Origin of the sequence: Burkholderia sp. 22088 (assembly GCF_052045915.1) — a bacterium.
GTDB lineage: Bacteria > Pseudomonadota > Gammaproteobacteria > Burkholderiales > Burkholderiaceae > Burkholderia > Burkholderia cepacia.
This window is the reverse complement of the sequence record NZ_JBQEPY010000001.1, coordinates 350,712-368,069: the sequence shown is the minus strand read 5'-3', so window position 1 is coordinate 368,069 and position 17,358 is coordinate 350,712. Positions and strand designations below refer to the sequence as shown.

4 protein-coding genes are annotated in these 17,358 nt (G+C 72.5%); all 4 read right to left on the bottom strand.

The features are described 5' to 3' along the window. Nucleotides 1-18 precede the first annotated feature (18 nt). The 4 genes from ACTJLD_RS01800 to ACTJLD_RS01785 are packed head-to-tail and all read right to left on the bottom strand — an operon-like array spanning nucleotide 19 to nucleotide 17,151. A complete protein-coding gene (locus ACTJLD_RS01800; RefSeq protein ID WP_440657812.1) occupies nucleotides 19-1,383 on the bottom strand; it encodes a lysine N(6)-hydroxylase/L-ornithine N(5)-oxygenase family protein in 1,365 nt (454 codons plus the stop codon). 32 nt (nucleotides 1,384-1,415) lie between these two features. Then, a complete protein-coding gene (locus ACTJLD_RS01795; RefSeq protein ID WP_440657810.1) occupies nucleotides 1,416-2,450 on the bottom strand; it encodes a GNAT family N-acetyltransferase in 1,035 nt (344 codons plus the stop codon). Then, nucleotides 2,440-7,434, bottom strand: a complete 4,995-nt coding sequence (locus ACTJLD_RS01790) for an amino acid adenylation domain-containing protein (protein ID WP_440657808.1) — start codon at nucleotides 7,432-7,434, stop codon at nucleotides 2,440-2,442. The genes ACTJLD_RS01795 and ACTJLD_RS01790 overlap by 11 nt, the downstream gene beginning before the upstream one ends. Before the next feature lie 9 nt (nucleotides 7,435-7,443). Then, nucleotides 7,444-17,151, bottom strand: a complete 9,708-nt coding sequence (locus ACTJLD_RS01785) for an amino acid adenylation domain-containing protein (RefSeq protein WP_440657807.1) — start codon at nucleotides 17,149-17,151, stop codon at nucleotides 7,444-7,446. Nucleotides 17,152-17,358: the final 207 nt, after the last annotated feature.

Below are 17,358 nucleotides of genomic sequence, written 5' to 3'. Positions count from 1 at the left end.
TCTCCGACCGCGCCTTTGTCAAAGAGCGAAAGCCATCCGGCCCGCGCTCACCCCGTTTTCTTGTCTTGCCTTGGCCGCGCCTTCGTCATGGGCGGGCGCGATCCCGTCTTCGAGCGACGCGCAGATTTCGTCCGCGCGGCGTGCCAGCACCGACAGCAGCGTGTCGGACAAACCATGGCTGTCTTCGCAGCAGCCTTGCAGGTAGATGCGCGGCGCGAAGTGCGCGGGCGTCGCGAGCTGGTAGTCGCGCGTCACGTCGCCACGCTCGAGCGCATCGCCCAGGTGCGGCGCGAGCCCTTCGAGCAGCGCCGAATGGGTGTCGCGGCGGTAGCCGGTCGCGAGCACGAGCGCGTCGAAGCGCTCGACGCGCGTCGCACCGCTCATCCGGTCGCGCAACGTCAGCTCGATGCGGCCGTCGGCGGTGCGCGCCGCGCCCTCGATCGCGCTGTTCGCGAGCAGCGCATGACGCGGCGTGCCGTCGATGCGCTGCAGGTACAGCATTTCGTAGATTTGTTCGATCAGCGGCCGGTCGACCACCGCGTAGTTCGTGTCGCGATAGCGCTCGAGCAGCGCGCGGCGCGCGTCATGCGGCTGCGCATAGACGACATCGGTGAATTCGGGGCTGAAGATCTCGTTGACGAACGGGCTGTCGTCGGCCGGCTTCAGCGCGCCCGCGCGCATCACGAGGCTCGCGTCGACATGCGGGAAGCGGCGCGCGAGATCGATGAACACCTCGGCCGCGCTCTGCCCCGCGCCGATCACCGCGACGCGGCGGCGCTCGCCGTCCGGCGACGCGACGAGCCGGTCGATGTCGGTCAGGTAGGACGACGAGTGGATCACGCGGTCGCGGCCGAGCGCGGCAAACGCGTCCGGGATCGCCGGCGTACCGCCGACGCCGACCGACAGCGCGCGCGTGACGCGCTGGCGCTCGTGGCCGGCGGTGTCGCGCGACAGCACGCGCAGCGCGTCGATCCGCGCGCCGTCGCCGCGCACGGGCTCGATGCCCAGCACGGTCTCGCTGTAATGGACGCGATCATCGAACGCGTCGGCCACCCAGCTCAGGTAGTCGTGGAACTCGACGCGGGTCGGGTAGAAGTTCTTCAGGTTGACGAATTCGTTCAGCCGGCCGCGTTCGAACAGGTAGTTGATGAACGTGTAGCGGCTTTTCGGATCGCGCATCGTGACGAGATCCTTCAGAAACGAGATCTGCATCCGGCAGTCGTCGAGCAGCATCCCGCGATGCCAGCCGAATTCAGGCTGGCGCTCGACGAAGCAATGGGCGAGCGTACGTGCGCCACCGCGCTCCGCGAGGCGCACGGCCAGCGCCAGATTCGACGGCCCGAAGCCGACGCCGATCAGGTCGAATACGGTTTCTCTCTGCATGTCTCAGCTCCCTTGTCGGTGAATCCGGCCCGTCAGACGTGACGGCCGGAGAAGAACGTCTCGCGCAGCGTGCGCATCCACAGCGGCTGCGCGTCGGCCAGCGCGAGACGGCGCTGCCGCGCGAAGCCATGCCGCGCGAGATGGTCGGCAACCCGCGCGTGGCCGGCCGGAACGGCACAGCCGACCGCTTCGGTACGCGAGTCGTCGAGAAACAGGTAATGAACGACGGACGGCAGCCAGCCCGCCACGCAATGCGGGCCGCGCCAGCGCGATTCGCCGACCAGCATCCGCAGCCCGCGGTCGTAGTCGCGCGCCGCGACGTGCGGCGCGAGCGCGTCTTCCTTCAGCCAGAACGCCTCGAAATACGCGAACGGTTCGCCGTCGAAGCAGCCGACGAGCGGCGTGACGTGCGGATCGGCATCCGGCGCCGCACCTTGCCCGCCGTCCACGCCAGGCTGCGCGCCCGGCCAGCCGTCGCGCACGCGCGGCTCGTCGAACCAGCGCGCGACGCGTTGGGCATCCTCGGCCGGCTGCCAGCCGCGCAGCGTGAAGCGCACGCCGAGCGCCGGCAGGTCGCGCGCATAGACTTCGCCGCGCGGCGCCGGCGGCCGGCGCGGGTGGCGGCGGCCGTCGGTCAATACCGGCAGCGTCGCGCACGGCAGATGCGGGCCGACGAGCCACAGGTCGGCCTGCTGTGCCCAGCCTTCGCGCATGCAACGGCCGGCGTCGGCGAGCACGCCGCTCGCGCGCAGCGCATCGAGCGCGACCGCCGGCCACGCGGCCGGGTCGAGCCGGATCGACGCGTGGCGCGCGCTGTCGGAAAACGCCGCGGCCAATGCGGCCAGCAGCGCACGCCGCTGGTCGGCCGGCGACGCGCGATGGTTGTATGCGACGAGGCGCAGTGTGCCGTCGTCGCCGAGTTGCGCGCGCAACAGCTGCGCGCCGATGCCGTCGCCCTGCGCGACGCGGATCTCCGCGCCGTCGCGCACGGCGAACAGGCCGTCCGCGAACGCGAGGCGATAGGTATCGAGCATCGTGAATCCGTCCGGACGCACTTCAGCCAGCATGGCGTTCCTCCTGTCCCGTTTCCGTGCATGCGTCGAGCCGCGCGCCGAGTGCCGCGAACGTCGGCGACGCGAACAGGTCGGCGACCGTCAGCGCGTGACCGGCCCGGCTGGCCGCGTCGACGAAGCGCACGACGTCGAACGACGTCGCGCCCGCTTCGAACAGGTCGGCATCGGGCTCGGGCGCGGCCGTCGCGAACGTGTCGGACCACAGCGCCGCGAGCGCGGCAGCCGCATGCGGTGCGCGCGACGACGTTGCGGCGCGTGCGTCGCCTGCCGCGGGCGCGCGCGGCGACGCTTGCGCAGCGGCATGCGTGTCGGGCGCGCCGAGCGCGGCTTCCGACGCGCCGGCGAAGCGCGCGACTTCGTCGTGGTAAACGTCGACGAGCGCATCGACGAAGCGGCGGTCGAGCAGTTCGTCCGCATACGAGAACGCGGCGCTCACACGCCCGTCCGGATGCTCGACGACGTCCAGCTCCAGCGTGAACACGACGCGATGGCGCACCTCGTCGAACCCGGCCAGCGACAGGCCGGCCCAGTCGCGCGCGGCGGCACCGGTCGGGCGCAGGTAGTTGAACATCACCTGGAACAGCGGATTGGCCTGCGCGGCTCGCGGCGCGCGCAGCGCCGCGACGACGTCCGCGAACGGCACGTCGGCGTGCGCATAGGCCGCGAGTGCCGTGTCGCGCACCTGGGCCAGCACGTCCGCGCGACGCGCGGCCGGGTCGATCCGCGTACGCACGACGACCGAATTGATGAAGAGGCCGAGCGCCTCGCGGGCCGCGTCGCCCGTCAGCTCGCGCGTCGACGCGAGCACGCCGACCGGCTGGTCGGCCGCACCCGTCGCGCGGAACAAGGCGGTGTTGAGCGCCGCGTGCAGCAGCATCGGCAGCGTCGCGTGCGCGGCCGACGCCGTATCGCGTGCGGCGCGGATCAACGCGCCGTCGAATTCGAACGCGATGCGCGCCGCGCGCCATTGCGGCACGGCCGGCGCGTTGGCGCGCTGCGGCAGCAGGCGTGCCGGCAGGTCGGCCAGCGCATCGCGCCAGTAAGCGACGCGGGCCGGATGGCACGGCGCGGGCAGCACGAGCGGCCGGGCGACCGGCTGGGCGATCTCCCCGGCCGCCACGGCACCGCCCTGCACGCGGGCGACATAGCGCGCGCGAACCGCATCGAGCCACAGCTCGATCGATTCGCCATCCGACACGATGTGATGAATCGTCAGCGACAGCACGTGATCGTCCGCGCCGAGCCGCAGCACCCGCGCGCGCCACAGCGGCGCATCGGCCGCGAGGTCGAACGGTGCGAGCGCATCCTCGTCGGTCAGCGCCGCCGCGCGGGCAAGCACATCGGCTTGCGCCGACAGGTCGATCACCGGCAGTTCGACGGAAACGTCCGCGTCGATCCGCTGGCCCGGCAGCGCGCCGTCACGCGCCACGAGCCGTGCGCGCAGCGCCGGATGTACGGCCGCGACATCCGAGAAGGCCGCACGCAGCGCATCGACGTCGAGCGGGCCGCGCACCCGCAGCGCGACCGGAATGTTGTACGCGGCGCTGTCCGGCTGCGCGCGCCACAGGAACCACAGGCCGAGCTGCGCCGGCGACAGCGGCCACACGCCGTGGGCGTCCGGTTGCGCCACCGCAACGCCCGGCGCCGCGGCACCGGCATGCGCGGCGCGCGGCGCATCGGCCACCTGACGCGCGTACTGCGCGAGCACCGGCGCTTCGAACAGCGCGCGCACCGGCACGTCGCGGCCGAGCCGTTCGGCCACGCGCGTCGCGACGCGCACGGCGGCAAGCGAATGGCCGCCGAGATCGAAGAAGTGATCGCCCCGGCCCACACGCTCGAGATTCAGCACGTCGCACCAGATCGCCGCGAGCGCGGCTTCGTCGCCGTCCTGCGGCGCTTCGTACGCGCGTTCGACACGCACGGGCGCCGGCAGCCGTGCGCGGTCGACCTTGCTGTTCGCGTTGCGCGGCAGCGCGTCGAGCACGATCAGCTGCGCGGGCACCATGTAATCGGGCAGCGTGCGGCGCAGGTGTGCGTCGAGCGTCGCGGCTTCGACCGGCTGCGCGGCCGCCCGGGCGTCGGCGGTCAGCTCGACGTACGCGACGAGCTGCGCGAGTGCGCCCTGCCCGTGCACGACCGCGCATGCTTCACGCACCGCGTCGTGCGCGGCAAGCTGCGCCTCGATCTCGCCGAGTTCGATGCGCAGCCCGCGCAGCTTCACCTGGTGGTCGACGCGGCCGATGAAGTCGAACACGCCGTCCGCGCGGCGCCGCACGAGGTCGCCCGTGCGGTACAGCCGCGCGCCCGGCGCGCCGTACGGATCGGGCACGAAACGCTCGGCCGTCAGCGCCGGGCGGTCGAGATAGCCGCGCGCGACGCCGATCCCCTCGCCGCCCAGGTACAGTTCGCCGATCACGCCGACCGGCAGCGGATGCAGCCGCTCGTCGAGCACGTGCGCGGTGCGTGCGCCGACCAGCGTACCGATCGGCAGGTACGCGGCGTCGCCGAGCTTCGCGAGATCGTCGCCGGGCCGGAACATCCACAGCGTCGGCGTGATGACCGTCTCGGTCGGCCCGTAGCCGTTGACCACGCGCACGTTCGGCAGCGCGCGGCGCAGCATCGCGAATGCCTCGCGCGACGTCGCTTCGCCGCCGACGGTCAGCGACCGCAGTGTCGGCGGCGCGCCGTGCGCGAGCGCCCATTCGGCGAGCTGGGCGGCGCAGCCGGGCGGCACGTAGGTCATCGTCACGCCGTCGCGGACCATCATCGCGCAGGTCTGCGCGGGCGGCCACAGCACGTCGGCCGTCACCGACACGGCGGCGCCCGACATGTATTGCGAGAACCAGCCTTCATGCGCGCCGTCGAAGTTGACCGACTGGAACAGCAGGAACACGTCCTGCTCGCCGGCGCCGTAGCGTTCGGCGATCGCCGCGCAATGCAGCGCGAACGATGCATGGTCGACGATCACGCCCTTCGGCTTGCCGGTCGAGCCCGACGTGTAGATCGCATAAGCCGCATGCCCCGGCAGCACGTCCGGCAGCACGACGTGCGCCGCTTCGTCGAGTGCAGCGACTTCATCGGCGCGCCACACGCGCAGCGCCGGCAGCTCGGGCAGCGACGCGGCGCTCGCGCCGTCGGTCAGCACGTGCGCGATGTTCGCGTCGCCGACGATCTGCGCGAGCCGTTCGCGCGGATGAGCCGGATCGAGCGGCACGAACGCGGCGCCCGACTTCAAGACCGCGATCAGCGCGACGAGCAGGTCCACCGAGCGCTGCAGCGCGACGCCGACCCGCATTTCCGGCCGTACGCCGGCCGCCACCAGATGGCGCGCCAGGCGGGCCGCGCGCGCATCGACTTCGCCGCGCGTGAACGCACGATCGATATCGGCGACGCCGCGCGCATCGGGCCGTGCCTGCGCATGCGCGGCGATACGTGCATGCACGGGCACGAACGGCTCGGCATCGGTCGCGCCGGCCGGCGCGTTCCATGCAAGGAGCTGCGCGCGCTCGGCGGCGGGCAGCCAGTCGAGATCGCCGACCGGCATGTCGGGGCGCGCGAGCGCATCGGCGAGCAGCGTGACGAAGCGCGCGGCCAGCCGTTCGATCGCATCCGCATCGAACAGGTCGAGCGCGTAGATGAACGCGGCGTCGAAGGTGCCGTCCGGCGTCGCTTCCACCGACAGCGTCAGGTCGAATTTCGCGGAGGGCGTACCGGACGGCAGCAACGCGGCCGACGCCGCGCCGAGCGCCGGCAACGCGCGACGCTCGCCGTACGCGGCCATCACCTGGAACAGCGGATGGTGGCTCGCGCTGCGCGGCACGCCGAGCGCATCGACCACCTGCTCGAACGGCACGTCCTGATGCATCTGCGCGTCGACGAGCGCACGCTGCGTGCGCGCGACCAGCGACGAGAAATCGCCGTGCGCGGGCACGTCGACGTCGATCGCCAGCGTGTTGACGAAGAAGCCGATCAGGCCGGCGACTTCCGCGCGTTCGCGGTTCGCGGCCGGCACGCCGACGCAGATCCGCGCATCGCCCGTCGCGCGCGCGAGCAGCGCATCGAGCGCGGCGAGCAGCACCGCGAACGGCGTGGCGCCCGATGCGGCCGCGAATGCGCGCAGTTGCGCACCAATGCGCGCGTCGAGCGTAAACACGTGGCGGGCGCCGCGCGCACTGCGGCGCGCGGGTCGTGCGGCCGTGCCCGGCAGCGTCAGCACGCCGCGCTGCGGATCGAGCCGTTCGCGCCAGAACGCGAGCTGGCGTTCGCGCTCGCCGGCGTCGAGCCAGCGGCGCTGCCACAGTGCGTAGTCGGCGTACTGGATCGGCAGCGGCGCGAGCGGTACCGGCCGGTCGGACGCATACGTGCGATAGAACGCCGCGAGTTCCTCGAGCATCACGCCCGACGACCAGCCGTCCGACACGATGTGGTGCACGGTGAGCGCGAGCCAGTGATGCGTCGCGTCGAAGCGCACCAGGTGGGCGCGCACGAGCGGCGCCACGCCGAGATCGAACGGCTCGGCTTCCTCGGCCGTCGCGACGGCTTGCGCGCGCGCCGTGCGCTGCGCGTCCGGCAGCGCTTCAAGATCGGTTTCGCGCCACGGGCAGCGCATCGGCGCGTGGATCGTTTGCGCGACGCCGTCCGGCGCTTCGTCGAACGTCGTGCGCAGCGCCTCGTGGCGCGCGATCAGCGCATCGCATGCCAGGCGCAACGCGTGCGCGTCGAGCGGGCCCGTCAGCGCCAGGCGCTCGGTGATGTGGTACGCGTCGGGCGCATCGATCAGCCGCGCATGCAGCCACAGCCGCGTCTGTGCGAACGACGCCGGCACGCGGTCGCTGCGCGGCGTGCGCGGCGGGATCGGCAGCACGCGAAAATCGATGCCGGCCGCGCCGAGCTTGTCGATGAACACCGCGCGCTGCGCGTCGGGCAGTTGCGCGAAACGCGTCGCGAGCGCCAGCCAGTCGGGTTGAACCTTCGTCATCCGCCGTCCTTATTGGGTTTCCAGTTCGCCGAGCAGCGCGTCGATCGCGCTCGCCGCATCGGTCGCGCCGCGTGCCGCGCAGGCCGCGTCGATCGCCTCCGCGCAACGCGCCAGCGTGCGCGTGTCGAACAGCGTGCGCAGCGGCAACGCGAGCCCCCAGTGCAGGTTCGCCTGCGCATGGGCCTGCGTCGCGAGCAGCGAATGGCCGCCGAGCAGGAAGAAGTCGTCGTCGCGGCCGATCGCGTCCACGTGCAGCACGCGTTGCCAGATCCCGGCGAGCGCGCGCTCCGTGTCGGTCGCGAGCGCCGTTTCGGCTGCCGTCTCGCGTACCGGCGCGGGCAGCGCATGGCGGTCGCACTTGCCGTTCGGCGTGACGGGCAACGCGTCGAGTTCGACCAGCTGCGACGGCACCATGTAGGCCGGCAGTTGCGCGCGCAGCGAGTCGAGCAGCGCCGCCCGGTCGAGCGGGGCCGTATCGCCGCGTGCGACATAACCGACCAGTTGCTCGTCGCGCACGATCACGACCGCATCGTTGACGCCGGGCGCCGCGCGCAGCAGCGCCTCGATCTCGCCCGGCTCGATCCGCTGGCCGCGCAGCTTGACCTGCGTATCGACGCGGCCGAGGTAGTCGAGCGCACCGTCCGCCCGCCGTCGCGCGAGGTCGCCCGTGCGGTACATGCGCGCGCCCGGTACGAACGGATCGGGCACGAAGCGCTCGGCGGTCAGCGCCGGACGGCCGAGATAGCCGCGCGCGAGGCCCGCGCCCGCGAGATACAGTTCGCCGGTCGCGCCGGCCGGCACCGGCTGCCATGCGGCATCGAGCACATGCAGTTGCAGGTTCGCGATCGGATGGCCGATCGGCACCGCGACCGCCTGCGCGTCGTCGGGGCCGCACGTCCAGTGCGACACGTCGATCGCGGCCTCGGTCGGCCCGTACAGGTTGACGAGCGTCGCGTGCGGCAGCAGCCGCGCCATTTTCTCGACGAGTTCGGGCGCGAGCGCTTCGCCGCTCGCGACGATCAGGCGCACGCTGTCGCATTGCGCGGCGGCCGCGAAATCGTCGAGATGCGCGGCGAACGCGGCGAGCATCGACGGCACGAAGTGCAGCACCGTCACGCCGTGCGCATGGATCGCGGCCGCGAGACGCGCCGGATCGCGATGGTCGCCAGGCGCGGCGATCGCGAGCTTCGCGCCGATCGCCAGCGGCCACACGAATTCCCACACCGACACGTCGAAGCCGAACGGCGTCTTGTGCAGCACGACGTCGTCGCGCGTCAGCCGGTACGCGTGCTGCATCCACGCGATCCGGTTCGCGAGCGCGCCGTGCGTGTTGCCGGCGCCCTTCGGCTTGCCGGTCGAGCCGGACGTGTAGATCAGGTAGGCAAGCTGTGCGTCGTCGACCTCGGCGGTCACGCCGGCGTTGTCGTCGACCGTTTCGTCGACCGTTTCGTCGACGGTTTCATCGGCCAGCAGGTCCGCGACCGTCAGCAACTGCGTCGTTGCACCGTCGCCCAGCGCCGCCTCGACCTGCTCGCGCAGATGGGCCTGGGTGATCGCGACGGCCGGCCGCGCGTCGCGCAGCAGATACGCGATGCGTTCGGCCGGATAGTCGGGATCGACCGGCAGGTAGGCCGCGCCGGCCTTCAGCACGCCGACCAGCGTCATCACCATGTCGAACGAACGCTCGACGCACAGCGCGACCGGCGTATCGGGCCGCACGCCGCGCCGGCGCAGCGCGGCCGCGATGCGCGACGTACCGACGTCGAGCTCGCGATAGGTCGCGCGATGCACGCCGCCGTGAACGTCCGCGTATTCGAGCGCGATCGCGTCGGGCGTCGCCCGCGCCGCATCGGCGAATTGCAGGTGCAGCGGCTGCCGTTGCGAAGCCGGCCATGTGCGCGCGGTGTCCTGCGCCCGAGCCAGTGCGTCGCGGGTGGCGTCGTCGGCGATCGACAGCGTGCCGAGCAGCGCATCCGGCGTGCGGGCCAGCGCATCGAGTGCGCAGGCGAACGCGCGGTGCCAGGTTTCGACCTGCCGCGCATCGACGCGCGCGGTGTCGTAGCCGTAGTCGATCGTCAGCTCGGCGCCGCTCTCGATCACGAGCGTCAGCGCGAAATCGGTGGCTTCGATGCTGCGCACGCCGCTCAAAACCAGCGCGCGCGGATCGGCGTCGCGCGCCGTGTCGTCGACCGGATAGTTCTCGAACACGACCAGCGTGTCGAACAGTGCGCCGCCCGCGCCGCGCGCCCAGCGCTGGATGTCGGCAAGCGGCGTGTGCGCGTGCTCGGCGGCCGCCGCGTTGTCGCGTTGCAGGGCCTGCAGCCAGTCGGCCGCGCGTTGCTGCGGCGCCGGCGCGGTGATCACCGGCACCGTGTTGATGAAGAGGCCGAGCACCGAATCGACGTCCGCGAGTGCGTCGGGACGGCCCGCGACGGTCGCGCCGAACGCGACGGCCGTCTGGTGCGTCATCCGTTGCAGCGCGAGCGCCCACGCGCCCTGCACCAGCGTGTTGACCGTCAGCTTCAGCGCCCGCGCCGTCTGCGCGACACGCGTCATCGCGTCGGCATCGAGCGTCGCGCGCCACGTGACCATGTCGGCATCCGCACGGTCGGCCGTGCGGTCCGCGATCAGCGTCGGGGCGTCGAGCCGTGCGAGGCGTTCGGTCCAGAAGCGTTCGTCGGCGTCGCGGTCGCGTGTGCCGAGCCAGGCGATGAAGTCGCGATACCGGAGTGCCGGGCGGCTCGCGAACGGCGATACGGCGTCCGGGTCGCGATAGTCGCGCAGCACGTCCGCCAGCAGGCGCGCGGTGCTCCAGCCGTCGAGCAGCACGTGGTGACGCGTCCACACAATGCGCCATGCGTCGTCAGTCACGCGGATCAGCGTGACGCGCATCAACGGCGGCTCGCGCCAGTCGAAGCCGCGTGCGCGATCGGCCGCGAGCCATGCGTCGAAATCGGCGTCGAGCGTGTCGCCGCGCGTGCGCCAGTCGAGCTGTTCGACCGGCATCCGGGCGTGGCGATGCACGCACTGCAGCGGCGCGGCTTCGTCCGGCATCACGCTCGTGCGCAGGATGTCGTGGCGCGCGACGGACGCCTCGAACGCGGCGACGAGCCGGTCGGCATCGAGCGCGGCCGCGGTCGCGACGAGCTGGTTCACGTAGCTGGCGTGACCGGGTGCGAACAGCGCATGGAACAGGATGCCCTGCTGCATCGGCGACAGCGGATAGACATCGTCGATCGTGCGCCAGTCGAGCGGCGTGCGTTCGATCGCGGCCTGCGTGAGACCGGCGGCCTGCGCGAGCGGGAAATCGCCCGGCGTCGCGCCGGCGCCGCGATGCGCGACGCGTGACGCACACGCGTCGACGAGCTCGCGCAGCGCCGCCGCGAAGCGTTCGGCGCATGCGTCGATCGTCGTGCGCTCGAATTGCGGCGCACCGTAGACCCAGTGCACTTTCAGCGTGCGTGCGCCGTCGCGATCCGTATCGAGGTACGCGTGGATCGCGAGCGCATTGCCGAGCGGACCTTGCGGATCGCGCTCGACGCCGGTGCCGCCGAAGCGCGGCACGAGCGTGGCGTCGCGCGGTGCGTCGAACTGGCCGAGATAGTTGAACGTGACGCGCGGACGCGGCACGGCGGCGAGCACCGCGCGCGTCGCCGCATCGCCGTAGTGCGCGAGCACGCCGAAGCCGAGCCCCTTGTGCGGCACGGCGCGCAACGTGTCCTTGACCGCGCACAGCGTGTCGCGCGCGGTGGCCGCGACCGGCAGCGTCACCGGGTAATGGCTCGTCAGCCAGCCGATCGTGCGGCTCGCATCGGCATCGTCGAACAGCGCCTCGCGGCCATGCCCTTCCAGTTCGATACGGCACGAGGCGGCGCCGCTCGCGCCGGCCAGTGCCATTGCGAGCGCGGCACCGAGCAATTCGATCGTCTGCGTGCGATAGGCGGCATGCGCATCGGTCAGCGCCGCGCGGGTCAATGCCGCGTCGATCGTCTGCACGACGACGGCTGCATCGGCGTTCGTCGCCGTCGTGTCGGGATGGTCGGGCACGACGTCGTCACCCTGCGCCATGCCGGCCCAGTACGTCGCCTCGGCCGCGAACGGCGAAGCCGGTTCCGTCGCCGCACGGGCCAGCCGCGACGCCCAGGCATCCGCGCGCAGGCCCGGCTGCGACAGCCGGATGGGCGTGCGTTCGCATGCCGCGCGGTAGGCCGAGTCCAGGTCGTCGAGCAGGATGCGCCACGACACGCCGTCGACGATCGCATGGTGAATCGCCAGATAGAGCTGCGTCGAGCCGTCCGGCAAGCGAGCCGCGCATGCGCAGGCCAGCGGCCCGCGACCGAGGTCGAGGCGGCGCTGCAACGCGTCGAAGCGCGCGAGCGCGTCGGCTTCGTCGCGGGCGGCGACTTCGACGAACGGCAGCGCGTCGTACGGTTTCGCGGCATCGCTGGCGTGCCACGTGCCGTCCGCGCCGCGTGCGAAACGCTGGCGGAATGCGTCGTGATGCGTCAGCAATGCGTCGAAGGCGCGCGCGAACGCATCGGCGTCGAACGGCCCGCGCACGTCGAATGCGACCGACTGGTTCCAGTGGCCCGGGCGCGGGATGTCGAGCGCGAAGAAGCGCTGCTGCGCGGGCGTCAGGACTTGCGCCGTCACCGGTGCGCCGGCAGCAGATCCGGCCGCAGGCTGCGCGGCGGAGGCGGAGGCGGCAGCCACGTCCTCGGTCTTCGCGATGCGTGCGAGTTCGGCGACCGTCGGGCCGTCGAACAGCTGCTTCGGCGTGAAGCGCACGCCGCGCTTGCGCGCACGGGCGATCACCTGCAGCACGAGGATCGAATCGCCGCCGAGTTCGAAGAAGTTGTCGTCGCGGCCGACCTGCGGCGCCTTCAGCACGGCCTGCCAGACTTCGGCGAGCACCGTTTCGACCGCGCCCTGCGGCGCATTCCCGGACGCCGTCGCGACCGGCGCGGCCGCCTGTTCACGCAACGCGGCACGATCGATCTTGCCGTTCGCGGTCACGGGAAAGCGTGCGAGCGCGACGAACTGCGCGGGCACCATGTAGTCGGGCAGCTTCGCGGCAAGCGCCGCGCGCACGGCGGCCTCGTCGAAGGTCGCGCCGTCGCGCATCACGACGAACGTCGCGAGCCGCAGGCGGCCATCGTGTTCGATCGCGAGCGTTTCGGCCTGCGCGACCGGCCCGGCCGCACGCACGGCCGCACTCACCTCGCCCGGTTCGACACGGTAACCCCGAATCTTCACCTGGTCGTCGATGCGGCCGAGGAACGCGAGACGGCCGTCGGCGCGCAACCGGACACGGTCGCCCGTGCGATACAGCCGCGCGCCGGGCGTAAACGGATCGGGCACGAAGCGCTCGGCGGTCTGCGCCGGGCGCCCCAGGTAGCCGCGCGCGACGCCCGGCCCGCCCAGATACAGCTCGCCCGTCGCGCCGGCCGGCACGCACGCGCCGAACGCGTCGAGCACCAGCGCGCGCGCATTCGGCAGCGGCAGGCCGAGCGGCACGCCGCTCGCGGGATCGCGCGCATCGGCGGCGATCGACGCCGTATCGCACGCGATCGCACCGACCGTCGCTTCCGTCGGCCCGTAGTGGTTGATCACGCGACAGGCCGGCGCAAGCGCGGCCAGGCGCGCGACGAGCGCCCACGTCAGCGTTTCGCCGCCGGTCACGAGCGCGTAGCGCGGCAGCACGTCGGCCGGCACGCGCGCGTCGAGCAGCGCCTGCAGGTGGCTCGGCACGATCTTCAGCACGCCGACGTCGCGGCGGCGCATCTCGTCGGCGAACAGGTCCGGATCGAACGCGCACGCGGCCGGCAGCAGGTGCAGCGTGCGGCCCGCGCACAGCGCGCCGAACAGTGTCGTGTGACCGAGGTCAGCCGCGACGGTCGATACCATCGCGAACGATGCGTCCGGTGCGAACGCGAGTTCGTCGAGCATCCCCTGCACGTAGTCGGCCAGCGCGCCGTGCGACACGACGACGCCCTTCGGCGTGCCGGTCGAGCCCGACGTATAGATCAGGTAAGCGCCCTGTTCCGGGTGCGGCGCGACGCGCACGCCGGCCGCGAGCGTTGCGTCCTGCGCGAGCGTGTCGACGTCGAGCGGCTGCGCGTCGATGCCGGCCGGCCACGCCGCGGCATCCGCGACGAGCGCCCAGCGCGCGCCGCAGTCGGCTGCCGCCGCGGCCAGCCGGGCGGCCGGCTGCGCGGGATCGAGCAGCACGGCGAGCGCGCCGGCCTTCAGCGCGCCGAGCAGGCCGACGACGAAGCGCGCGGAGCGTTCGATGCAGACGATCACCGGCGCTTCGGCGCCCACGCCTCGCCCGGACAGCGCGCGTGCGAGGCGGTTCGATGCGTCGTCGAGTTCGCCGAACGTCAGCGACGCCGACGCGTCGGCAAGCGCGACGCGATGCGGATACGCGGCCGCCTGCCGCGCGAACGCGGCGACGATGTCGGCATGTTCGATGCGCAGCGCACGGCCGTCGCGCGGCTGGCGCGCAGCGGCCGACGCGTCGCACGGCAGGACGGCCGTCGTCTGGTGCGGATCGCGCGCGGCGGCACCGACGAGCGCCGCGTAGCTGTGGAGCCACGCGCGCGCGGTGTCCGCATCGATGCAGTCGGTCGCATAGGCCGCGACCAGTTCGATGCCGTTCGCATCGTCGGTGAAATCCACCGCGTAGTCGAAGCGTGCGGCGAGATCGGGGCCCGGCGTCGCAACGGCCGTCGCGCCCGGCAGCACGCTGTCGTGCCGCGCGTCGAACTGCTGCGCGAATTTCACGCGCAGCCATTCGTCGCCGCGCTTGACCGGCGGCTTCACCGCATCGACGACACGCTCGAACGGCACGTCCTGGTGGGCGACCGCGTCGAGCGCCGCCGTGCGCGCCGCGTCGACGAGCGCGCGGAACGGCAGCGTCGGCGCCACCCGCACGCGCAGCGCGACCGTATTCAGGAACAGGCCCAGCAGCGCACGCGTTTCGGGGCGCTGACGATGCGCGACCGGTACCGCGACCACGACATCCGTTGCGCCGGTCAGGCGCGACAGCCATGCGTCGAGCGCGGCCAGCAGCACCGTGAAGACGGTCGCCTGCGCGTCGCGCGCGAGTTGCCGCACGTCGGCCGCGACCGCGTCGGGCAGCCGCACCGACACGCGCGCGCCTTGCAGCGTGCGCGCCGCGCCCGGCTGGCGGTCGACCGGCAGCGCGAGCGGGCCCGGCACGTCGCGCAATGCGCCGCGCCAGTAATCGAGCTGACGTTCACCCTCGCCGCCGGCCAGCATGTCGCGTTGCCAGTCCGCATAGTCGGCGTACTGGATCGGCAGATCGGGCAGCGACGGCGCGCGGCCTTCGGCATACGCGCGATAGGCGGCCGACAATTCGTCGAACGCGCAGCGCGAGCTCCAGCCGTCGGTGATGGCGTGATGGGCGGTCAGCAGCAGGCGGTGACGGTCGCCCGCGAGCGCGACCAGCGTCGCGCGCAGCAGCGGGCCGCGCGCGAGGTCGAACGGTTCGGCCGCCTCGCGCTCGGCAAGGCGCGCGGCTTGGGCGTCGCGGGCGGCGGGCGGCTGGTCGCGCAGGTCGACGTCGGCGATCGACACCGGCAGATGCGCATGAATCCGCTGCATCACCACGCCGTCGTCGTTGTCGACGAGCGTCGTGCGCCATGCCTCGTGCCGGCCGATCACGTGATCGAGCGCGCGTTGCAGCGCGTCGCGATCGAGCGTGCCGTCGATCGTCCAGTGCGCGGCGATGTGATATGCGGCGCTCGCGTCACGCGTTTGCGCGAGCACCCAGAAACGTTGCTGCGCGAGCGAGGCGGCGCGATTAACGTACGGCGCGCATGCCGCGGCGGCATCGGCCGCATCCGTCGTCAAACGGCGCGCGGCGATCGTGGCCAGCGGTTCGCCGGTTTCGCGTTCCGCACGATCGACCGCTTCGGCCAGTTCCGCGAGCGCCGGATCGGCGAACAGCGTATCGAGCCGCAGGTTCACGCGTACCGCGGCACGGATCGCGGCCTGCAACTGCATCGCGGCGAGCGAATCGGCGCCCAGCGCGAAAAAGCGATCGTCGCGCGACGGTGCGGCATCGAGGCCGAGCAGCGTCTGCCAGAGGCCGGCGAGCTGCTGTTCGGTCGGCGTGCGCGGTGCGTCGCCGCCACCCTGCGTCGTGTCGCGCGCGGCGGCAATCTTCTCGCGCAGCGCGGCACGGTCGATCTTGCCGTTCAACGTATACGGCAGCGCATCGCAACGCACGAACCGGTGCGGCTGCCATGCCGCCGGCAGTTGCTCGGCCACGTGCGCCTTGAGCGCCGCATCGTCGGCCGCCGCGCGCAGTGCGACGCACGCGATCAGGCGCGTCGGCCCGTTGCCGGTTTCGGCGACCACGGCAGCGTCGGCCACGGCCGGATGCGAGCGCAGGCACGCGGCGATTTCGGCCGGCTCCACGCGCACGCCGCGTACCTGGACCTGGTCGTCGAGGCGGCCGAGATAGTCGAATGCGCCGTCGTCGCGCAGCCGTGCGAGGTCGCCGGTACGGTACACGCGCGCACCGGGTTCGCCGTCGGCATCCGGAATGAAACGTTCGGCCGTCAGCGCCGGGCGGCCGTGATAGCCGCGCGCGACGCAGACGCCGCCCAGCAGCAATTCGCCCACACCGTCGCCCTCGCCACCCTCGCCGCCGTCAACGCGCGCGACGCGCGGGCCGATCACGCGACCGATCGGCAACGACGCATACGCATCGTCGGCGGCCAGCGCGGGCGTCTCGCCCGGTTCGACCGGCCACAGCATCGGCGAAATCACGGCCTCGGTCGGCCCGTAACCGTTGATCAGGCGCACCGACGGGAAGGTGCGGCGCACGAATTCGAATGCCTGCTGCGGCAGCGCTTCGCCGCCGAACGCGAGCACGCGTAGCGCCGGCGGCACGCCGTCGCGCGCGGCCACCGCGGCGAATTCGCGCAGGTACGCAGGCGGGAACGCCGCCACGTTGACCGCTTCGCTCACCATCAGCGCATGCGCGGCATCCGGCGCGAACGGCTGCGGCGGTGCGACGACGATGCTCGCGCCGGTCGCGAGCGGCGCGAGCCAGCACTCGTGCGCGGCATCGAAATTGACCGACGCGAAATGCAGCAGGCGGTCGCCGGCCTCGATCGGCAGCGCGGCCGCGAGCGCGTCGCAGTGCGCGGCGAGCGGCCCGTGCTCGACGACGACCGCCTTCGGCGTGCCGGTCGAACCCGACGTGTAGATCATGTAGGCGGCCGCACGCGGGTGGACGGGCGCCGCTTCGTCGTCCTCGGCGACCTCCCGGCCGTCCGCCGCATCGGCTGCCGCGTCGAACGCGTGCTCGAACGGCGCGCCGAGCGCCGCGCGGCCGGCCGCGTCGACGATGCCGTGCCGCAACTGGGCATCCCGGACGATCCAGTCGAGGCGCGCGGCCGGATGGCGCGGGTCGAGCGGCACGAACACGCCGCCCGCCTTCAGCACGGCCAGCAGCGCGACGAACAGTTCGCACGAACGCTCGACGCACACGCCCACCCGCACTTCCGCGCCGACACCGGCCGCGCGCAGTTGCCGGGCCAGCCGCGACGCCCGCGCGTCGAGCGCGCCGCGCGACAGGCGCAAGCCGTTCTGGAAAGGTGCCGCGATTGCAGGCGCGTCGGGCGCGATGCGCGCCAGTTCGCGGATTCGGTGATGCAGCGCAGTCGGGAAACTCGTCATGTGCGTGAAGTCCTTCGGTCCGGCCGCTTCGGCCAAGTCTCGGGGCCGCTTGGGGCGGCTTCACTGGTGTGACGAACGGCGCGGCCGATTTTTTACCGTTTTGTGCGCAAAGTGCGGGCGGACGCTTTTTTTGAACGCGCGGCTAAATATTTGCGCGGCCCGTTCGTCTATCAGGGAGGAAAGCCGCAACGGGGCCCCGCCTCGCCC

Coding starts and splice junctions, on each gene's coding strand:
- ACTJLD_RS01790 (WP_440657808.1), bottom strand. CDS start 7,434: ATGACGAAGGTTCAACCCGACTGGCTGGCGCTCGCGACGCGTTTCGCG.
- ACTJLD_RS01800 (WP_440657812.1), bottom strand. CDS start 1,383: ATGCAGAGAGAAACCGTATTCGACCTGATCGGCGTCGGCTTCGGGCCG.
- ACTJLD_RS01785 (WP_440657807.1), bottom strand. CDS start 17,151: ATGACGAGTTTCCCGACTGCGCTGCATCACCGAATCCGCGAACTGGCG.
- ACTJLD_RS01795 (WP_440657810.1), bottom strand. CDS start 2,450: ATGCTGGCTGAAGTGCGTCCGGACGGATTCACGATGCTCGATACCTAT.